This window comes from Ruminococcus flavefaciens (genome assembly GCF_900119075.1).
In the GTDB taxonomy this organism is placed as follows: domain Bacteria; phylum Bacillota; class Clostridia; order Oscillospirales; family Ruminococcaceae; genus Ruminococcus; species Ruminococcus flavefaciens_Q.
Window position 1 is genome coordinate 109,010 of the sequence record NZ_FPIP01000002.1, and the last position, 18,996, is coordinate 128,005.

14 protein-coding genes are annotated in these 18,996 nt (G+C 49.9%); 7 read left to right on the forward strand and 7 right to left on the reverse strand.

Features of this window, described 5'->3' with window-relative positions:
* Positions 1–188 precede the first annotated feature (188 nt).
* Positions 189–1,178 carry a hypothetical protein gene (locus BT105_RS03310; protein ID WP_072299408.1) on the forward strand — a complete coding sequence of 330 codons (990 nt, stop codon included), beginning with the start codon at positions 189–191 and terminating at the stop codon, positions 1,176–1,178.
* Between the two features lie 48 nt (positions 1,179–1,226).
* Here BT105_RS03310 and BT105_RS03315 read toward each other — a convergent pair whose 3' ends face one another.
* Entirely contained in the window at positions 1,227–2,246 is a 1,020-nt protein-coding gene (locus BT105_RS03315) for a glycoside hydrolase family 130 protein (protein ID WP_072299409.1), read from the reverse strand.
* A gap of 228 nt (positions 2,247–2,474) precedes the next feature.
* On the opposite strand from BT105_RS03315, the gene BT105_RS03320 reads away from it, so the two are divergent.
* The 5 genes from BT105_RS03320 to BT105_RS03340 all read left to right on the forward strand — a co-directional run bounded on the left by BT105_RS03320 (position 2,475) and on the right by BT105_RS03340 (position 9,960).
* Positions 2,475–3,761 carry a galactokinase gene (locus BT105_RS03320; RefSeq protein ID WP_072299410.1) on the forward strand — a complete coding sequence of 429 codons (1,287 nt, stop codon included), beginning with the start codon at positions 2,475–2,477 and terminating at the stop codon, positions 3,759–3,761.
* Between the two features lie 360 nt (positions 3,762–4,121).
* Positions 4,122–5,447, forward strand: coding sequence for a CCA tRNA nucleotidyltransferase (locus tag BT105_RS03325; RefSeq protein WP_072299411.1), 1,326 nt, complete (start codon positions 4,122–4,124; stop codon positions 5,445–5,447).
* Complete coding sequence (gene pflA / locus BT105_RS03330; RefSeq protein ID WP_072299412.1) at positions 5,444–6,187, forward strand: pyruvate formate-lyase-activating protein; 744 nt, start codon at positions 5,444–5,446, stop codon at positions 6,185–6,187. Before BT105_RS03325 ends, pflA begins: the two co-directional genes overlap by 4 nt.
* Before the next feature lie 203 nt (positions 6,188–6,390).
* Complete coding sequence (gene asnB / locus BT105_RS03335) at positions 6,391–8,208, forward strand: asparagine synthase (glutamine-hydrolyzing) (RefSeq protein WP_072299413.1); 1,818 nt, start codon at positions 6,391–6,393, stop codon at positions 8,206–8,208.
* A gap of 231 nt (positions 8,209–8,439) precedes the next feature.
* The gene (locus BT105_RS03340; RefSeq protein WP_072299414.1) at positions 8,440–9,960 is read left to right on the forward strand and encodes a carbohydrate-binding domain-containing protein; all 1,521 of its coding nucleotides are present in this window, start codon (positions 8,440–8,442) and stop codon (positions 9,958–9,960) included.
* 442 nt (positions 9,961–10,402) lie between these two features.
* Here the strand turns inward: BT105_RS03340 and BT105_RS03345 are convergent, their stop codons facing one another.
* The 3 genes from BT105_RS03345 to BT105_RS03355 all read right to left on the reverse strand — a co-directional run bounded on the left by BT105_RS03345 (position 10,403) and on the right by BT105_RS03355 (position 15,028).
* Complete coding sequence (locus BT105_RS03345) at positions 10,403–11,074, reverse strand: ComF family protein (protein ID WP_072299415.1); 672 nt, start codon at positions 11,072–11,074, stop codon at positions 10,403–10,405.
* Positions 11,075–11,327: 253 nt separating this feature from the next.
* Entirely contained in the window at positions 11,328–12,443 is a 1,116-nt protein-coding gene (locus BT105_RS03350) for a THUMP domain-containing class I SAM-dependent RNA methyltransferase (RefSeq protein WP_242940078.1), read from the reverse strand.
* Positions 12,444–12,457: 14 nt separating this feature from the next.
* Complete coding sequence (locus BT105_RS03355; RefSeq protein WP_072299416.1) at positions 12,458–15,028, reverse strand: transglycosylase domain-containing protein; 2,571 nt, start codon at positions 15,026–15,028, stop codon at positions 12,458–12,460.
* Positions 15,029–15,215: 187 nt separating this feature from the next.
* Between BT105_RS03355 and BT105_RS03360 the strand changes: the two genes are divergently transcribed.
* On the forward strand, positions 15,216–15,557 hold the full coding sequence (locus BT105_RS03360; RefSeq protein ID WP_072299417.1) for a hypothetical protein: 342 nt from the start codon (positions 15,216–15,218) through the stop codon (positions 15,555–15,557).
* A 307-nt stretch (positions 15,558–15,864) separates the two neighbouring features.
* Here the strand turns inward: BT105_RS03360 and BT105_RS03365 are convergent, their stop codons facing one another.
* From BT105_RS03365 to BT105_RS03375, 3 genes are all read right to left on the reverse strand, one after another.
* Entirely contained in the window at positions 15,865–16,446 is a 582-nt protein-coding gene (locus tag BT105_RS03365; protein WP_072299418.1) for a flavin reductase family protein, read from the reverse strand.
* A gap of 366 nt (positions 16,447–16,812) precedes the next feature.
* Positions 16,813–17,586 (reverse strand): EFR1 family ferrodoxin, encoded by a 774-nt coding sequence (locus BT105_RS03370; protein ID WP_072299419.1) that lies wholly within the window; start codon positions 17,584–17,586, stop codon positions 16,813–16,815.
* A gap of 46 nt (positions 17,587–17,632) precedes the next feature.
* Positions 17,633–18,994 (reverse strand): NCS2 family permease, encoded by a 1,362-nt coding sequence (locus BT105_RS03375; protein ID WP_072299420.1) that lies wholly within the window; start codon positions 18,992–18,994, stop codon positions 17,633–17,635.
* Positions 18,995–18,996 lie beyond the last annotated feature (2 nt).

The window sequence follows — 18,996 nt, forward strand, 5'->3', positions numbered from 1 at the left end:
ATCACAATGAAATTATAGCTTTTTCATCAAATTGACGGAGAACCCCTTAGTAAAAATGACGAAGCAAAAAGAGCTTGTTCCGTAAAAAAGATCATTTTTTGACGTTTACTGGTCGGCTTGACTTTAATGTAAAAATAATATATAATCATTTTATGATATTAGGGATATCATAGATCGGAGGATTTAACATGAAAATAATCAAAAGAGCTTTACTGTGGCTGTCCATTATGCTGGTGCTGGAATTACTTATCAATGCGGTAGGAGCATTTATTGTCAAGCGCGTTGGAGCAGAGAATCTGATCAATTCAATGAGCGGCTACTCGAAAAGAACTGAAATGATCCTTCACCCGACATTTAGAGAGGAAAACGACGGAAAGGCCAACGGGCTTTCTGGACTTGCGGTCCGCACTATCCTCAGTGACGGCAGGCTTTATAATCACACAAAGTTCGGATATAATTTCCTGTTCCTCAACTTCACTATGGAGCAGTCTGTGGTGTTCTTTGATAAGGACGGCACAACTCAGGTGTCATCGGGAATATTCAATATCGCTTATGAGGACAGAGGCTCTAAAACGGATTATATAAAGTTCCCTGTGGGAATTATTGACGTTAAGGAGCTTTGCGCTCAGAGCAATGCAAAGGAGCTGTACAGCGCTCTTGAGAAAAAGCAGTACGACTCTATAAGGCTGGACGAGTATTCAGTCGACGAGGACTATATTGTCAGACCTAAGAAAATGACCTTACTCGATCCGGATAAAAATGCCATACAGAGCTTTGAGTTTCCGTGTGAGGGCGAGATAATCAAAGACGACAGCATTTACGTTTATGATATGATCGAATTGAACGAACAGATGAGAAATTCTTCCACATCATTGTGCAAGAAGATGAAAGATGTGTACGACGGTAAGCTGAAGACTGATAAGACAGCCATGAAGCTTATGAAGGAAGCTGATTTTTCAAAGAGTGCCCAGAGTGTTGACAAAACAAGCTATGGTTTTGCGAGTTTTACCTCAAAGCACGTTGAGACCTATGACGGCAGTGCCATGACATTTGCTCTGCGCTTCAACTACATAAAGGGAGTTATCCTTTATACCATAATCTTTGCAGTTATCCTGACGGCTATTCTGCTGCCCATATGGATACACAAGGACAGAAAAATCCAGAACAGCTATTACTGATAAATCAAAGAGCCTTCGGACGCATTGTCCGAAGGCTCGAAAAGTACATTATCTTATGCCGAGGGAGTTGTCCTCAGGCTGGAGCTTATCGTGGGCGAGGATATAGTCGTATACCTCGGTCACGGTAGTGAATGCGACTCCCACATAGCTGTCAGCGCAGCCGTAATAAAGGGCGATACGTCCTGAAGCTGCGTCGGTAAGGGCAGCGCATGGGAAGCATACATTTGGCACGAAGCCCCGTTCCTCATACTCCGTTTCGGGAGCGAGGAGATAGTTCTCACAGCGGTGAAGCACCCGTGAGGGTTCATTGATATCGAGGATAGCTCCGCCAATGCTGTAAACATAGCCGTTGCAGGTGTTGACAACTCCGTGATAGAACAGCAGCCAGCCCTTATCGGTCTCGATAGGAGCAGCTCCGCCGCCTATTTTCAGACTTTCCCACCAGTTGTCGGAGCGCCCCATGACATGGCGGTGACGTCCCCAGAACTCCATATCGGGGCTCTCTGAGAGGAAGATGTCACCGAAAGCGGTGTGACCGTTGTCACAGGGACGCGACAGCATAACGTAATTGCCGTTTATCTTTCGAGGGAAAAGCACGGCGTTTCGGTTATATGGGAGATATGGGTTCTCAATGCGCTCAAAGCGCTTGAAATCGAGGGTTCTGGCAATGCCTATAGTAGGTCCGTATGCGTCCTGACACCACATGATATAGTAGGTGTCCTCCACCTTTACAAGCCTTGGATCGTAGGCATAGGGCGGCATGAATGGCTCGCCGTTTTTATCGGTGAAGGGTATCTTTTCCGAGTCGAACTCCCAGTGCAGAGCGTCCTTGCTCCTGCCGAGATAGATGTGAGGGATACCGTTGCGCTGCTCTCCGCGGAATACGCCTATATATCCGCCGTTGTAGGGCGTTACTGCGCTGTTGAATATCCTTGCCACCTCGGGCAGTGGATTTCTGCCGATAATGGGGTTCGCGGTGTATCTCCAGAGTGGAGATGTGCAGTCTTTCGGCTTGTCCTGCCACGGTATAGACGGCAGGTCTGCTCCAATAATTTTAATATCCGCCATAACAAACTCCTTTAATCCTTAGTATGGATTAATTAAATTATAGCGTGATAATCTTGTTAAGTCAATAGATTAGTAAAATTTAAGTAAATTTCGTGAAAATGCACTATTATCGAGGCTGTAATTTTACGGCTTAAAATTTACAGAAAAATATAGAATGTTACGTTGGATAGGTGTATAATTAAGAAAAACAGTATCGCCTTAAATAATAACTTAAAAGGAGCTGTGGGTATGAATTTTTATGACCTTATAAACGGAATATCAAACGGAGCCTTTGACGAGCAGCTCCGTATGCTCTACGGAAACAGTGAAAAGGCTGTATTACGGGCAAGAGCCCGTTATCTCAGTGCGGCTGAGGGCTTCTCGCGGCTATGTCCAGAGTGCGGTGAGATACACGTTTACTCGGCTTCGGGACGTACCGAGGTGGGCGGAAACCACACCGACCACCAGCACGGCTGTGTGCTTGCGGCGGCTGTAAGCCTTGATATAATCGCAATCGTGGCTTTTCACGACGAGGGCGTTATCCGCGTGACCTCCGAGGGCTACCCTCAGAATGTGGTCTCGCTGGACGACCTTGACGTGAAAGTGGAGGAAAAGGGAACTTCTGCGGCGCTTATCCGCGGAATAGCGAAAAAATTCACGGATATGGGCGTGGAGATAGGCGGCTTTGACGCCTATATGACATCGGACGTTCTCAGCGGCAGCGGCCTTTCCTCATCGGCGGCATTCGAGGTGCTTATCGCTGCTATTATAAATGAGCAGTACAACGGCGGACGGACCGAGCCTGCGGAGCTGGCTAAAATAAGCCAGTACGCTGAAAACGTGTACTTCGGCAAGGCAAGCGGTCTCATGGACCAGACTGTCTGCGCCGCAGGGGGCTTCGTTGCCATTGATTTTGCCGAGCCCGACAAGCCGCAGATAACCAATGTGGACTTCGACTTTGAAAAGGCAGGATACTCGGTGTGCATTACCGATACAAAGGGCAGTCACGCCGACCTTTCCGACGAGTACAGCGCTGTTTCTGCGGAAATGAAGCACGTTGCGGAGGCTATGGGCTGCGGATATCTCCGCGAAGCCGACGAGGAGGAGTTTTATGAGAAGCTGCCGAAGCTCCGCGAGAAATGCACCGACAGGGAGCTGCTTCGTGCCGCTCATTTCTTTGCCGAGAACAGGCGAGCTGTTGAAGAGGCGCAGGCTCTTGCAGAGGGCGATACAGAGCGATTCTTTGAGCTGGTGAACCAGTCGGGGACTTCCTCGGCGGAGCTGCTGCAAAATCTCTATTCAAACAAGGATCCGCAGTGTCAGCAGATACCGCTGGCAATAATGCTGAGCAAGCGATTTTTGGGCGAAAGCGGCGCTGTGAGAGTTCACGGCGGCGGCTTCGCAGGAACGATACAGGCATTTGTGCCGACGTATCTTGCGGCGGACTACGCCGCGGAAATGGAGCGCGTATTCGGCGAGGGCAGCTGTTATGTGCTGACTGTGCGCCCTGTAGGAGGATATGAGCTAAAATCATAATTTACATTTGTAGGGGACGCCGTCTCGGCGTCCCGAAAATGGGTGCTGTAGGGGGCGATGACCACATCGTCCCGTTAAGGGACGCCCTCACTTGCAGGGCGTCCCCTCTCAAAAAACAGTCCACTGGACTGTTTTTTGATTCACCCCTTGCGGAGCGCCTTCGTAACTGTGGGGCTTTGCCCCAGGCTAACCGCCCCAGCCCCTCTGTCGCTTTGCGACATCTCCCCACACTGTGGGGAGTCACCCCACAAGGGCTGTCTGCCCTTGACCTGACCAAAGGAACACAGTCCCTTTGGAATCCCATTCATGGATTCCACAAGTAATTACGCTAAATTTTGATTTACGAAAGGAGAGGCTGCCTTGACAATAGGTGCTAATACGGAAAAGATACTGACAGAGCTGGAAAATCACGGCTTTGAAGCATATATGGTGGGCGGCTGCGTCCGCGACGGAATAATGGGCAGAGAGTGCAATGACATCGACATTACAACAAACGCCATCCCCGAGCAGATGTTAGCGGTTTTCAGCGGATATAAGGTCATTCCTACGGGCATTAAGCACGGCACGGTGACAGTCCTCTGCGGCGGCGAGTCCTTTGAGATAACCACATACCGCATTGACGGGGAGTACACCGACCACCGCCGTCCCGACGAGGTGCGGTTCACCGCTGATATAGCCGACGACCTTGCGCGGCGCGATTTTTCGGTAAATGCTGTGGCTATGGACAGGCACGGCGGTATCGTTGATCCCTTCGGCGGCAGAGCCGACATGGAATCGGGCATTATCCGCTGTGTGGGCGTGCCGCAGGAACGCTTCTCCGAGGACGCCCTGCGGATTCTCAGGGCTGTGCGCTTTTCGTCGCAGCTTGGCTTTATGATAGACGGGGCTACTGCCGAGGCTGTCCACAGCATGAGGACAGATTTGCGGAATATCTCCTCCGAGCGTATCCGTGACGAGCTGGACAAGCTCATCTGCGGCAAAAATGCCGTTGAGGTGCTTCTGGGATACAGCGACGTCATCACAGCAGTTATCCCCGAATTTCAGCCAAGTATAGGCCTCGACCAGCGCTCACCCTACCACAGGTACGACGTCTGGGAGCACACTGTCCGCGCACTGGCGACAGCTCCTGCCGAGAATATGAAGCTCCGCAGAGCTCTGCTTTATCACGATATCGGCAAGCCTGCCTGCATGAAGCTGGACGAAACGGGCAGGGGACACTTCAAGCAGCATGACCGCGTTGGCGCTGAAATGACCTCGGAGATAATGAAGCGGCTCCACTACGACAACAAGACTATCGCCTATACTTCGGCACTTATCGCTAATCACAGCAAGAAGCTCCGCAATAAGACAGACGTCAAGAAGATGATGTGCAAAATAGGCGACGAGCTGTTCTTTGAGCTTATGGAGATGAAAAAGTGCGATAATTCCGCAAAAAACGAGTTCGTACTGGAAGAAAACGTCTTTTTTGACAAGCTGGCAGACATCGGACGTGAGATAATCTCAAATGACGAATGCAGGAGCATTCGCGGACTGGCGGTCAATGGCTCGGAGCTTGCGGCGCTTGGACTTATAGGCGCGGAAATAGGCGAGATACAGCGTGAAATGCTGGAGCTCGTCATGGAGGAGGAGCTCCCAAATGATAAGACGGAGCTTATCAAATTTGCAGAACAGAGGTGCAGAAAATGAAAGGACGCATACATTCAACGGAGAGCTTCGGCACGGTTGACGGTCCTGGTATAAGGTTCGTGGTGTTTTTTCAGGGCTGCCCCATGAGGTGCAAATACTGCCACAACCCCGATACATGGGACTTTTCTGGCGGTACGGAGCGTACTGCCGAGGACCTTATGAGGGAGTACGATTCCTACAAGGAGTTCCTCAAATCAGGCGGTATCACGGCAACAGGTGGCGAGCCTCTTGCACAGCCCGAGTTTCTGGCGGAGCTTTTCCGACTTGCCAAGGAAAAGGGCGTCCATACCTGCCTTGACACGTCGGCAGGAGTCTATAATCCCGATTCTCATGAGAAAATAGACGAGGTGCTGAAATACACCGACCTTGTAATGCTTGACATAAAGCACATCGACAACGACTGTCACAGGGAACTGACGGGCATAGGAAACCGCAATATACTTGCCTTTGCGGAGCATATCCGCGACCTTGGCATACCCGTCTGGATACGCCATGTGGTAGTTCCGAATATCACTGACAAGTACGAGGAGCTGTTCACTCTCGGCGAGTACCTCTCCACGCTGACGAATCTGAAAGCGCTGGACGTTCTGCCCTATCACGATATGGCGAAGCCGAAATACGCGGAGCTCGGTATAGAATATCCGCTGGGTGATACTCCGCCGCTGACAAAGGAAGAAGCCATAAAGGCACGGAATACCATAATCGACGGCATAAAATTCGGACTTCACAAGCAAAACTGAATAATACACACAGACCTCTGACACACATCAGAGGTCTTTTGCATATTATTTAAGTGATTAGTGAATAGTGCTTAGTGATTAGTAGGGGCGGATATTATCCGCCCGTTAAAAGATGTTAAGGACAGTGTTCCTTCTAAGCACTAATCACTAAAAACTAATCACTAAACCGGCGTGCCGTATGCTGTAAAGCGGTGGAGATACTTATGTGCGGAATTGCAGGAGCTATCAGCTTTGTGGAGGATATGCGGGAGGACATGAAGATATACGAGAATATGCAGCGAGCTCTGCTGCGGCGCGGTCCCGACCAGCGCGGTATGTTCATGAGCCGTGAGGCTGCCCTTATCCACACTCGTCTGGCGGTCATAGACATCGACGGCGGACGTCAGCCCATGAGCTTTGGCAGGTATACTATCGTATACAACGGGGAGCTCTACAACACAGCGGAGCTCCGCGGCGAGCTCAGCGAGGATTTTGACTTCGATACCCATTCCGACACAGAGGTGGTGCTGAAAAGCTACATAAAATGGGGCAGCGCCTGCGTGGAGCGCTTCAACGGCATATTTGCCTTTGCGGTATACGACGAGCAGGAGCACCGTGTCTTCCTTGCCCGTGACAGGATAGGCGTGAAGCCACTGTTTTACTATGATACGGGCAGTAAGCTCATCTTCGCTTCGGAGCTCCCAGCGCTCCTTGAGCACCCCGATGTGCCCCATGAGATAGACGAGCGTGGTGCGGCGGAGCTGCTGCTCATGGCGCCGGGGCGGACTATGGGCTGCGGAGTTATCCGCGGCGTTGAGGAGATACGTCCTGCATACTGCGGATATTACACGGCAGAGGGGCTGAAGCTTCAAGAATACTGGCGGCTGAGAGCATATGAGCTCCACGAGAGCTTCGAGCAGACCGCCGAGCACGTCCGCGAGCTGGTACTGGATTCCATAAGGCGGCAGCTGGTCTCCGACGTGCCTGTTTGCACGTTCCTGTCGGGAGGACTGGATTCAAGCCTGATATCATCTGTTGCGGCGGCGGAGCTGAAAAAACAGGGGAGACAGCTCAGCACCTTTTCCGTGGACTACCGCGACAACGACAAATATTTCCAGAAGAGCCATTTTCAGCCCGACAGCGATCCCGAGTATATCACCTGCATGGCTGAGTATCTGGGGACAGACCACCACTGGACGGTGGTGGATACTCCCGAGCTTATTGCCGCTCTTGACGAAGCGACTGAAGCAAGGGGACTTCCCGGTATGGCGGACGTGGACGCTTCGCTGCTGCTTTTCTGCCGTGAGATAAAAAAATACGGCACGGTGGCTCTGTCGGGAGAGTGCGCCGATGAGATATTCGGCGGATATCCGTGGTACAGGGATAAGGATATCCGCATGACAGACGGCTTTCCGTGGGCTCAGAGCACAGCCTACCGCAAGCGTTTTCTCTGCGATGATTACGCCGCAAGGATAGACGCCGAGGACTATGTTTACTCCGCATACAGAAATACAGCCGACAGCGCTGAAAAGCTGGACACTGACAGTCCACTCGAAGCCCGTATGCGTGAGATGACGGAGCTCAACTTCAAGTGGTTCATGCAGACTCTGCTCGACCGCAAGGACAGAATGTCCATGTACAGCGGTCTGGAGGTCCGTGTGCCGTTCTGCGATTATCGGATAGCTGAGTATCTATACAACGTGCCGTGGGAGTACAAGGACTATATGGGCAGGGAAAAGGGACTTCTCCGCGAGGCTATGAAGGAATGGCTCCCCGAAAAGGTGCTGTGGCGGAAGAAGAGCCCCTACCCGAAAACTCACAATCCTGCGTTTTTAGAGGGCGTGACCGCGAAGCTCCGTAAAATACTTGACGAGAGCGGCGAAAAACTTACTCAGCTTGTAAAGCGCGAGGAGCTGGAAAAGCTGCTGCGCCATGAGGAGCAGGTTCAGTGGTACGGTCAGCTCATGAATTTACCGCAGACTATAGCCTTTTTCATACAGCTTAACTACTGGCTTAACCACTTTGACATTAAGCTGAGATAAAAAACGCTGTTTGTTTATTTTACAAAGATATTCTTAAACGTTGACATATATTATAACATTTGATATAATTGTAATAGCCTTATTAGGTAAAAATGGTAATCTTAATCATACATTAAGGATATTTTAAGGTTATTTTAAGGTGCTGCCGATATAATAAGCCCATAAGATAAATCGGTTTGGGTTGGTTATGAAAAATAAGGCGATATTAAAATAAAGGGAGTAAGAATCATTATGAGAAAAAATGGCTTGAAAAAGCTCTTGGCAGGGCTCTCGGCTGCTTGTCTTGCAGCTGCGGCAATGCCTGCTTTGGGCTATGCTGCCGAGGCTGCTGATACATCGGCAAAGGCAGTGGTAGGCGACTCAAACTGTGACGGCAGCGTTGATATGTCCGACGTTGTCCTTATCATGCAGGCAATGGCAAATCCAAACAAGTTCGGTCTGGGCGGAACCGACGAGCACGCTATCACCGAACAGGGCTGGAAAAATGCGGACTGCAACGGCAAGGCAGACGGTGTTTCCACAGACGACGCACTTGCGATACAGCTTTATCTTCTCGGCAAGGGAGAGCTCAGCAGCGGCAAGACCGACGAGCAGCCTCCTGTCGTTGAAGCAACAAAGATACACCTCAAGAATACCACTATCACTGTTGAGGGCGAGAATGCCACAGTTGAGGGAACAAAGGTAACTATCACTCATTCGGGCGAGTTCTACATCGACGGTACTCTTGACGACGGTCAGATAAACGTCAATATCCCTGACGAAAAGACCGATACTGAGACTGTAAAGATATTCCTTAACGGCGTAAATATCACAGGCAAGAGCGCTCCTGCTATTCTCGTTACAAATGCTGAGAATACCTCGATAAATATTGTTGATGGCACTGAGAATACTATCACCGACGGCGAGACCGCTTACGCAGGCGACTTCGCAAAGGCAGCTCTTATCGAAGCCAAGGACGATATCACTATCAAGGGCACTGAGCAGAAGGACGGTATCCTCAATATTACCGCTAATGTTCAGGACGCAATTTCCTGCAATAATGACATCAAGATAAACGGCGGTAAGATAAATATCACAACTAAAAATTCTGAGAACAAGACTGACGCCCTCAAGGCTAAGAAGTCTGTTACTATAAAGAAGGGCTGGCTCAATATTGACGCTACAGGCGACGGCATCAAGTCTACAAAGGACGCTGTAGTATTCGAGGGCGGTTCTACTGTTATTAAGGCTGGTAACGACGCTGTACAGGCTGCAACTACCATTGATATCAATGGCGACGGCTGCGGAGTAAACGCTTGCGGCGACCGCGGACTTACAGCCGAAACAGGTATAAATATCACAAACGGAAGTGTTATTGCTACATCTACTGATAATCAGGTAGATGAGAAGCTCATAAAGGCTGAAACCCAGCCTGTGATCCTTCTTAACTGCATTGCCGATCCAACAAACGAAAAGGACGGCACATGGAAGAAAGCCAATAACCTCGAGTGGACGGTTATGGCTGAGGATATGAACACCGATAAGGGCGGTACGGATTTCCAGAAGAAGTACAAGTATGTACTTATCAGCACCCACAGCATTACAGCAGGAACAACCAATTTCACAAATACAAATGTAAACAAGTTGATAACACACACCAATTCAGAAGAATCTCTATTTGCTGTAAGCAATGGAATCAACGTATTCAATAACGTAAATCCTGCAGGAGCAGCAGATAATGTAAATGTTCCTCCTTCGGAGACGAACACATAATAAGGGGCAATGCGAGAAAATGCCGTCTTACGGCAAAAGTATTGCCATAAGCCGGCTTCCGGATCATTCTGATCCTTTTCTCAAAAAGCGCCACAGTATTCCCAATACTGCGGCGCATTTCCCTTTATTGTGAAGTTTTTATGTGTAGGGGCGGCGTTTCGCCGCCCGTTGTCTTTTACGCGGATAAAGGGGACGCCTTCTCTTGCAAGGCGTCCCTAATCGGGCTCGGCACCCTCTGTCAGCAAAGCTGACATCTCCCTGCACAGCAGGGAGTCACCCTCTCAAAAAACAGTCCACTGGACTTTTTTTTGATTCACCCCTTGCGAGGCGCCTTCGTTCTTTCGGGGCGCTGCCCCGAACCCTGCCAGAGGCGCTGCCTCTGGACTCCGCCAAAGGAACACAGTCCCTTTGGAAACCCGTTCGTGGGCTCGGCAAGTTCATGCTAATTTGTTTCCGATTCGTACTTCCGCGAGCGTGTTTTACAGCAGCAGGCGCAGTACACCTTTGCCGCTCCTGCCTTTTTCAGAGCCGAGGTTATCTCGCGGAGCGTACTGCCTGTTGTGCAGATATCGTCAATGAGCAGAACGTTCTTCCCCTTGATATCCGCAGAAGCCGTGAACGCGCTTTTCAGATTAACGGCTCTGCTGACGCGGCTGAGTTCCTTTTGCGAGTGCGTATGACGGGACTTCACCACTGACTTTGTATCAACGGGCAGTCCGAGAACTCTCCCCACCTCGCGGGCTATGAGCACCGACTGATTGAAGCCGCGCCTGCGTATATCACGCTTATGCATGGGAGCAGGTATCACCACATCTGTTTTCTTGTCGATACCCTCTGCTTTGAGACGTTCGGCGAGGGCTTCTCCGAGAGCATAGGCGGCATTGCCGTCAGTGCCGTTTTTCAGCAGGATTATGGCAGGCTTCACGTTTTCGTCGTAGTCGAATGCGGCAGTGAAGCTTTCAGCGCCCTCGATATTGAAGCTGCCGCTGTAAACGCTGAGCTTCGCCGTACATTCCGCGCAGAAGCGCTCCATAGCGCCGATAAGTGTGCCGCATACGGGACAGCGAGTAGGAAAGAACAGGTGCAAAAGTCGCCGTTTCCATAAAAATCTCATATCATCACCTAAATTTAAAGCTCCGTATCAACGGAGCTTTTGTTTTTATATTTTCAAAAGGGAACGCCCTCACTTGCAGGGCGTTCCCTCTTGAAAAACAGTCCACCGGACTGTTTTTCAATTCACCCTTTGCGGAGCGCTTTGTAACTGCGGGGCTTTGCCCCACACCCCACCAGAGACGCTGTCTCTGGACTCTGCCAAAGGAACACAGTCCCTTTGGAATCCCGTTATTAGTTACATGAAGTTTGAGTGTTTAAAAATACATATAAAGCTGGCATTTTATCATGCCGTTGTAGAGCTTTCTGCGCTTATGGGCTTCCGAGCCGAAGAACTTCTCGAACTCCTCATGAGGGGAGATGATGTAGCTCTGTTTGCTGCCGCCCTTTCCGAGAACCCTGCCCATTTTGCGGTAGATATCCTCAGCCTCTCTCAGCTCAAGAAGTCTCTCGCCGTAGGGAGGATTGCAGATAACGATGGAATTTTCGGGCTGAACGAACTTTGTGATATCCGCCTGTTCTATAGTAAGTCTGGACTTTATCCCTGCCTTGTGAGCGTTATCGAGAGTCAGCGCAACTGCCGCGTCGTCTATATCCGCGCCTATTCCGTGGAATTCAGCGCTTCTGTCAACGTTTTCGATAGCCCTTTTGCGCTCCTCCTGCCAGATACGCGAGTCAAAGGTGGTCCATTTTTCAGCCGCAAAGCGCCTGTTGATACCGGGAGCGATTTTCAGCGCTTTCAGCGCTGCCTCAATGAGAAGCGTACCGCTTCCGCAGAACGGATCGCATACAATGGTATCGGGACGAACTCTTGCAAGGTCAACTATACCTGCCGCAAGAGTCTCCTTGATAGGAGCCGCATTGGAATTGCGCCTGTAGCCGCGCTTGTGGAGTCCCACGCCGCTGGTATCGAGATAAACTGAAACAACGTCCTTGAGGATACTGAATTTTATCTGCACTGTCGGACCTGTCTCGTCGAACCAGTTTATGTTATACTTGGATTTTAGGCGTTCTACCGCCGCCTTTTTTACAATAGACTGACAGTCGGGAACGCTGTGCAGCGCCGAGTTCAGCGAATAGCCCTTTACGGGGAATGCGTCCTCGGGACCGATATAGCGTTCCAGCTCGACAGCCTTTACGCCCTGAAAGAGCTCCTCAAAGGTTGTAGCCTTGAACTCGATGAGCTCGATGAGAACTCTTTCAGCGGTAGACAGACAAAGATTAGCACGGGCGAGGATATTCTCGTCGCCCGTGAAGCTTATCTTGCCGTCGCTGACCTTCAGGTCAGTGCCGCCTATTTTTTGTATTTCGTATTTCAGCACGCTTTCCAGACCGAAATGGCATGGACAGCATAATCTTATATTATTGCTCAAAATATCACCTGTTATTAGTTTTCAACAACGCCTGCTGCTGCAACTCCTGCATCGCCGCCGCCTGCGTCACCGCCGCCGCTTACATCACCGCCGCCAGCGCCTCCGCTTACGTCGCCGCCGCCTGCGCCTCCGCTGACGTCACCGCCGCCAGCGCCTCCGCTGACATCGCCGCCGCCTGCACCGCCTGCGTTTCCGCCTGCTGCTGCGCCTGAGTTACCCGAAGCCTGTGTTGTTGCCTGTGTAGTGGACTGTGTGCCACCGTGAGCACCGTTACAGTAAGGAGGAGAGTAATCCTCGGTGACCTGAGATTTCCAGTAGCCTGTAACGCCTCTGCCGCAGTTAGGACCTGCGATACCGCCTGTAGAAGTACACATAGGTGCTTCGATTACGGAGCTTACCTTCTCGAAGTAAGGAGAAGTATTTGCGTATTCTGTAGTAATGTAATCGCCGATGATGTTTCGCCATATCTGAGCGGATACAATGCCCTGCAGGTCGAGGGCAGGGTTCTTGTACTTATAACCCATTGTCATACCGCTGACGAAGTCAGGAGTAAGACCGACGAATACTTCGTCGTACCAGTCCTGAGTAGTACCTGTCTTGCCGCATACTTCCTTGTTGTAGAGCTTAGCGGCAGTACCTGTACCGTTGTCTATAACGTTTTTGAGAAGTCTGTTCATTACCCATGCAGTCTCGTCGGAAACAGCCTGTCTCGGGTTGCCGTTGTTCTCATAGATTATCTGCTGACTGCTGTCCTCTATCCTTGTGATGATGTGAGCCTCGTTGTAGATACCCTGATTGCCGTATGGGATATAGGCATTTACAAGGTTTTCGAGGGTGATACCCTCTTCAAGGCTTCCCAGCGTCATAGGAGAGTAGTTCTTATCGTATGCACAGAATTCAAGTCCCAGCTTTTCAGTGGAGAACTTGAATACCTCTTCAAGTCCGAATTTATAAAGGAGCTGTGCGGGAACGGTGTTGTATGACTGCTGAAGTGCCTGATAAATCTTTAAAGGCTGACCATGTCCGCCCGAGCCCATGTAGTTGTTAGGCCACGGCTGACCGTCATCACCTGTGATGACATCTGTAGGGAGCTTTGAATCGTATACAGTGGTGCCCCAGTGTATCTGACCTGTTTCGATACCGTATCCGTAAGATGTGATAGGCTTTACGGTAGAACCTATCTGACGTCCGTCTTCCTTACGTACAGCGTAGTTTGTACCGAGTGAGCCCACCTTAGGTCCGATGTCACCGACAGCACAGAGGAGCTCGCCGTCGTAGTTCATAGCAACGAATGCGATATGCGGCAGATATTCTTCGGCAGTTCCGTCGCCGTCGATATCAGCCCATTTCTTTACGGAGTACTCAGGTACCATATTGTTGATGTCAAGAAGTCTGTTTTCAACGTACTCCTGCATCTTTTCGTCGTAGGTTGTATAAATTCTGTAGCCGCCCTTGTTTATCTTTTCAAGAGCCTGCCACTTGTCAACAAGGTTGTATTTCTCCTTGATGATGTCCATAGCTTCAAAGTAAGCGGCGTCCAGTATCCAGCTGTTGGACTTCTGCTTTTCGATCTCCTCCTCGGCAGTGAGTTCGGGGTGAGCCGCAAGGTACTCGGGAGAATCAGTGTATATGAGCGGAGTTTTCAGGTATTCCTGATACTCGTCGTATGTGATAGCGCCGTTTTCATAGAGCTTGTAGAGAACGTATTCCTGACGGGGCTTGTTGTTGGCACGTCCGTCAACTACTACAGGCTCCTTGGGATTGTCGTCCTTGTGGTAGATAACGAAAGGACCGTATTCCTCAGGGCTCTTCGGGATAGCTGCGAGAACAGCCGCCTCAGGGATAGTGAGGTCGTCAACGTCTTTGCCGAAGTATTTCAGCGAAGCGAGCTGAATGCCGTTGTAAGCTCCGCCGAAGCCGATATAGTTGAGGTACTCTTCGAGTATCTCGTCCTTTGAGTAGGTCTTTTCCAGCTGCATAGCCGCGAATATCTCGCGTATCTTACGCTGTGGGGTATGTCTGTCGTCGCCTGACAGGTTCTTGATGAGCTGCTGAGTGATAGTCGAACCACCCTGCTCGGTATCATAGAAGTGCAGGAACATATTGAGGAAGGCGGAGAATGTACGCTTGTAGTCAACGCCGTCGTGAACGTAGAAACGCTCGTCCTCGGTATAAACGAAGCAGTTGCGGACATGCTGGGGTATCCTGTCAATGCTGACGGGGATACGCTGGAAGTCGTTCTGTACTCGGTGGAGCACCTTGAGCTCGGTCTCGCCGTTTTCGTTGATGTGGTTGGAGTAGAAATAGGTATCGCTTCCCGATTCAAGCTGCTGGAGCGTAACGCTGGTGGCGTCGTCCATAAAGTTGAGGACGTAAACGGTCAGCGCGGTACTTACGATAGTACCTGTTATGATAATTACCAGAAGCAGTGAAAGAAGTGTGGTAGCGATGACGGTCATCAGCTTTTTGAAGATGATGAAGCCCTTGCTGTGTTTTTTCTTTTTCTTTTTTGGCGGCTGCTTTTTGCGGAGCTCATCGTCGGCAGGGACGAGCTGCGAGGAAGCCTTTCTTTTTTTATCGTTCATTTTGTCAGAATGACCGCACAGAGGCGGCAGACTCCTTTCAAATTTATTTTTACGTATAAATATACATTATATATTATAGCACTTTGAGGATAGAATGTTAAGTCTTTTCCGAAAAAATCGGCGTTTTGTATAATATAGAAAAATCGGGCGATAATATTTACGGATATTTCGGCAAGGGAGTGATAAAATGACGCTTAAAAACGCAAAAAAAATATATTTCACGCTTGTGGCGGCAGTTACCGTATCAGGCTTTCTCACGGTCTGCACCCTCGGTCAGGCTGTCCGCAGGAAAAAGGTGGAAACTCGGCTTGCGGCAGCCGCCACAGAGCACGAAGAAGCGCCGCTTTTCACGGTAAGGGAAAGCGGCGGACGTGCGGCTGTATTCCGTTGCGGCGAGGACGAGCCCTTTCTGTTCATAGACATCGACACTGCGCTGCTGTCTGATTACGACAGGGCAATGATATCCGAGGGAATGTATTTTACGTCGGAAAGTGCGCTCCGTCAATTCATCGAGGATATCTCATCGTGAGCCCTATATAGAAGTTTATGCGTGTTTATCGGGGGGAACCTTTCTGAGGAAAGGTTCCCTCTGACGGAGGCGCGCCCCTCTGTCCTTCGGACATCTCCCCGCACTGCGGGGAGTCACCCCGAACCCCTTTCCAAAGACTTTTAGCTGATTTTTTCTATAATAGAGCCCCTCTATAGTAATATAGGGGGCAAGTTTGCTTTTTGGGCTCTATTATAGAAAAAATGAAATAACGGTCATGAAAGAAGTCAGGAAAGCCTTTTTCAAAAAGATTCTCTCAATAACAGGCGTAAAAAGCTCCATATAAGTATCACGATTTAGGCTTGTGCTTTTTCTTTTTGCGCACGGAGAAGCCGAAGTCGCCCAGTTTTCTTCCGAGAGCGAAGTATTCTCCGTGGGCAAAAGCCATAAGTCCGCACTGCTGGAGATTGAGCTTGCCTTTGCTGTCGATGTACTTCTCGTCAACGTCAATGCCGATTATCTCCGCAAGGAACATGGTGTGAGAGCCGAGAAGCTTCTCGTCAACGACCTTGCATTCAAGGCTCAGGGGACACTCGTCGATAAGGGGCGGAGCTACCTTCTGCGCAGGTACGGTATGGAATCCGCAGGCGCTGAGCTTGTCCGTATTTTTGCCGCTCTTTACGCCGCAGAAGTCGGTCTCGCGGCACATTGCCGAGGTGGTGAGGTTTATGACGAACTCCCCCGAAGTCTTGATGATATCGTGGGAGTGCCTTTCGGGGCGCACGGATATGTATGTCATAGGCGGACGGGTGCAGACTATGCCTGTCCAGCCGATAGTGAGCACGTTAGGCTGCTCCATAGTGCCGCAGGTGACCAGCGCGGCAGGTACGGGTGCAAGAAGAGTGCTGCCTTTCCAGAATTGTTTTGCCATATTTCCTCCTTATTCATGGCTTCGGGGCTGAGTTTTCATTGTATTTGCAGAGTTTGCGCATATTATTGAGATAAACTCTTTGAAGATTCTTTCTGTATTCCTTTCAGGACCGTTATTTCATTTTTTTCTATAATAGAGCCTCTGAAGCTGCTTGCCTTTCTAAAAGTGCTGAAAAGGGGCTCTATTATAGAAAAAATCAGCTAAAAGTCTTTGGAAAGGGGTTCGGGGTGACTCCCCGCAGTGCGGGGAGATGTCCGAAGGACAGAGGGGCGCGCCTCCGTCAGAGGGAACCTTTCCTCAGAAAGGTTTTCCCCGATGAATATGTGTAATTTCTGTAAGTACAATGGAGCGCAGACCTGATAGTTTTTATCTTATCTCATTGAGGAAATGTCTGTATTCCTCGAAGTTGTATTTGCCTTTTTCGCGTGTTACGTCGCCGTATTCGATAGCGCCTGTAGGACAGTTTCCGATACAGCCCATGCAGTGAGAGCAGTTTGCGCCCCATGCGGGCTTATCCTCCTTGAGCGTAATGTTGTTGAGAGGACAGACCTCCTCGCATTTTCCGCAGCCGATACACTTGTCGGAGGCTTTGAAATCCTTTGTGGATATTTTTTTATATGTGTAGGAGTTTACAGGGAATGTTATCAGCTTTTCAATGAGCAAAACGTGTCTTGTCTTGAGCTTTTCGCAGTTCTGAATGCTGTTTGCTATCTCGTCTATCTTGTCGAAAGCCTTGAACAGGCGCTCCTTTATCTCCTCGTCTGTTGAGGGCTTATAGTGGCTGATGTAGTAATTGTTGGGCATTACAGGCTCTGCACAGCCCATAAACTCCATATTCTTCTTTTTGAACAGCTTCTTTGCCTGCCATGAGGTGATACCTGCATAGCCTGCGTTGTCGGCGATGAAGTATACCGCCCTGTTTCCCGTGAAGCTGGTGTTTTTGATATATTCGCTGATAAAGCGCGGCATTTCGCTCATATATACAGGCGCACAGACGATATATGGCTTGTCGGAGTGAAGCTCGGAAAAGTCGCTTTTTCTTATCCTGCCGAGAAGGTCTGTGCACTGGTCGTCAAGTTTTTTTGCCAGTTCTGTAGCAATGAACTTCGTATTGCCTGTTGCTGAATAGTAAAGGATCATAAAACTCCTCCTAAAAAAGTATTTGCTGCGGCGCAGAGCGCCTAAATCATAAGAAAATATATTTAAGTACGAAAAGTACTGCAAGAATATACATCAAAGGCTTGATCTCCTTACGCTTTCCGCAGATAAGGTTAATAAGCACGTAAGATATAACGCCTATCGAGATACCCTCGGATATGCTGTAGAACATCGGCATTGCAATAATGCACAGATAAGCCGGGATAGCAGTGGTGTAGTTCTTTTCTTCCGTATTTATCTCGGAAATGGTGCTGAACATCAGGAATCCTACCAGTATCAGTGCAGGTGCAGTTGCAAACGCAGGTATAGAGATGAATACAGGCGCTAAAAACATTGAGAGCAGGAACAGGATACCTGTAGTCAGTGCTGTCAGACCTGTTTTTCCGCCTGCCGCGATACCTGCCGAGGACTCGACGAAAGTGGTGGTGGTCGATGTGCCGAGAACAGCTCCTGCGGTAGTAGCAACGGCGTCTGCCATGAGAGCAGGTCTTATGGAAGGGAGCTTGCCCTCCTTGTCGAGGAGCCCTGCCTTTGTGCTCACGCCTATGAGTGTACCGAGAGTGTCGAAGAGGTCAACGAAAAGGAATGCGAATATAACAACGATGAAGTTGAATACTCCCACAGCGCCGAAATCAACGTTGAAGCACTGTCCGAAGGTCTCGCCCAGCTTTGAGAAGTCCGTCATGTGGAATGAGGGGATAAGGGAGAATGCACCTGCCTCTGCGTCTGGTACGTAAATGCCTGTGACCTCGCACAGGATACCGAGTAGCCATGTGCCGAATATGCCGAGGAGTATCGAGCCCCTGACCTTTTTGATGTAAAGCACGGACATGATGAGCAGTCCGACCAGTGCAAGGAGAGCGCATATGCCTGCGGTGTGGAAGTTCTCGCGGAAATCCGTCAGCTTTACAAGAGTTGACGATGCAACGGCAAGTCCTGCATTCTGGAGTCCTATGAACGCTATGAACAGACCGATTCCCACGGATATCGCCCGTTTCAGCGAAAGCGGTATGGCGTCGAAGATAGCCTCTCTCACCTTGGTGAGGGAGAGTATTATGAAGATGATACCCTCGATGAATACCGCAAGAAGAGCTACCTGCCAAGGATAGCCGAGGTTTCCGCAGACAGTGTATGCCATATATGCGTTTAGTCCCATGCCTGCTGACAGAGCAAAGGGAAGATTCGCCATGAACGCCATACAAAGCGTTCCCACGAATGAAGCGATACAGGTGGCAAGGAGAACAGCGGTGCTGTCCATGCCTGCGTCGGAGAGGATATTCGGGTTTACTGCAAGGATATAAGCCATGGTCATGAACGTGGTTATACCTGCGGCGACCTCTGTTTTGACATTGGTGCCGTTTTCCTTAAGTTTGAACAGCTTTTCCAGCATAA